This window comes from Neisseria gonorrhoeae (genome assembly GCF_003315235.1).
GTDB classification, from domain to species: Bacteria; Pseudomonadota; Gammaproteobacteria; order Burkholderiales; family Neisseriaceae; genus Neisseria; species Neisseria gonorrhoeae.
Map to the genome: position 1 here is coordinate 1 of NZ_QNRU01000067.1, position 1,911 is coordinate 1,911.

The 1,911-nt window shown below is 59.5% G+C and carries 2 protein-coding genes; both read right to left on the reverse strand.

All coding sequences use genetic code 11. The annotated features are described in order from the left end of the window. Positions 1-936: polymorphic toxin MafB class 1 (mafB, locus tag DFR77_RS12630; RefSeq protein WP_113852165.1), on the reverse strand; the 936-nt coding region annotated here is incomplete at its 3' end. Between the two features lie 3 nt (positions 937-939). Then, complete coding sequence (gene mafA, locus DFR77_RS12635; RefSeq protein WP_003689567.1) at positions 940-1,881, reverse strand: adhesin MafA; 942 nt, start codon at positions 1,879-1,881, stop codon at positions 940-942. Positions 1,882-1,911 lie beyond the last annotated feature (30 nt).

The following is a 1,911-nucleotide window of genomic DNA, read 5'->3' on the forward strand; positions in this document are numbered from 1 at the left end:
GGCTTCGACGGTTTCGGCGGCATTGGGGTTTTCCTGTATCCACCGGTCAACGGCTTCGCGCGTATTTTTTTCAAAGCCCGCCACGCTGCCCAAGCCGCCGATGGCGGCGAATTTGCCCTCGGCGGGTAAGGGGGCGATGTTGCGCATTGCGGCTTTGTCTATGGCATAGCGCGTTCCGTACAGTATGTCGCCTATGCCCAAGGCTTCGCCCGCGCTGATAAAGGGGTTGAGCGCGCCGGCGGCGACGCCGTTGATAAACTCCATGCTGTTGCCCCAGCGGTCGAGCTTGGCATTGTGCTCGAACATTTTTCTGTTGGCTTCATCGGCGCGGTCGGAGAAATTGCTGCCGAGGTTGCTGTAATTGTCGGATATGCGTTGTCTGACGTCGCGGGTGTCGGTCGGATTGAGTTTGATGCTGCGGGCTACGCCGTTAACGTTATAGGTGTATTCGTCGCGTGCTCCCGTAGGTTTGGGGTAATTGCCGCCCTTCGGGCCGTCGTAGGCATCGGCGGGATGATGTTCGTGTCCTTCCCAGTTGAGCCGGTACACGGTAAAGCCTTCGTTGACGTTGCCTTTTTCTTCGCTCGCGCTGTCGGCGGCGTGGTTGTCGAAGGGGGCGTGTTCTTCGTGTCCGTGTCCTGAAAAGCGGGTGTGGTAGCCGATTGTGCCGTTGATGTTTGCCTGTTGGATAAGCAGGTTGCCCATCTGGTGGGTATAGTCTTGGATGACGTTGATTTTGCCGGTGCGGTCGGAAACGCTGCCGCGCGGGTCGCCGAAGAGGTGGTATTTGCCGCCGGGTTCGTAGTGCTGCCGTTGGGTGTTATCGGTAATGAACGGGTCTTGCGCCAAGTCCGCCGCGAGGGCGGGCTGTATGAGTGCGGCCGCCGCTACGGCGCAGGCGGCAAGGAGGTTTGTCAGTCTGCGCAGCGGTTTCACGGTTTATCCTCCTTTGCGGCGGCGGATGACTTCGTTGCCGACATCGGGGTTTTTACCGTTGTTTTGTTTGAAGTCGGGACGGTTTTGGGCGGTTGTGTCGCCGTAGGGGGTGATGTCGGAGAAATCGACCATCAGGCGGTCTGAGGCTTTGACGGTTTTGCCGACGCTGTAAGGTCCCATCCAGAGGGCGTATTGTTCTTGGTATTGGGATTCGTAGGCGGCGGTTTTAGGGGCAATCAGCAGTTTCCGGCTGTCGCGGTCGACGGCGAAATATTCGAGCTTGGTTTGGGCTTTAAGGGTTTCGGCGTTGTAGAGGTGCAGTTCGGTACGGCTGCGGACGGTGCCGAATACGTCGACGGTTACGAATACGTCGGTGTCGGCGTATTCGGGCGGTACGACTTCGATGCCGCGCAGGTAGAAGACGGTTTGGATGAGGTTGGTCAGGAAGGAAACGTCGCGGGGGTTGGCGAGCAGGGTTTCGTTGCGGTAGTCGCCCGTGCCGTTGACGGACAGTCCGGCGGAGCGTTCGCCTTTGCGTCCGTTGTTTTTCGTCAGGGCGGCGGCGGGGGCGTTTAAGACCGATGTGGAAGTGGTTACGCCGGAGAGCGCGTCGGATTTGGTGGTGGCGGTAGTGTCATAGGCGGGGTAGCTGTATCGGGTGGCGCTGTCGGGGTTGTTGTGGTAGCCGCCGCGTATCAGTGCGTCGATAGAGTAGCGTCCGCCGCTTATGTTGCCCGAACCTTGGTCGCCCATAACGGAGACGTAAAGGGCGGCTTTGCGTCCTTTCAGGGCGGACAAGTCCATTTCTTTGACGGCGGCGCGGGACGATGCGGCGACGAGTTCCTGTTCGACGGCAAAGCGTTTGCCGCCGCCGTGGGCGGGTATGCCGGTCAGTGTGCCGCAGGCGGTGAGTACGAGGGGGATGAGGAGGAGCAGGGTTTTCATGGCAGGGTTTGTTTTGTTTTGAACGGGTTT

Bases quoted from the DNA above. Each gene is read 5' to 3' on its own strand.
- mafA (WP_003689567.1), bottom strand. From the start codon at position 1,881: ATGAAAACCCTGCTCCTCCTCATCCCCCTCGTACTCACCGCCTGCGGC.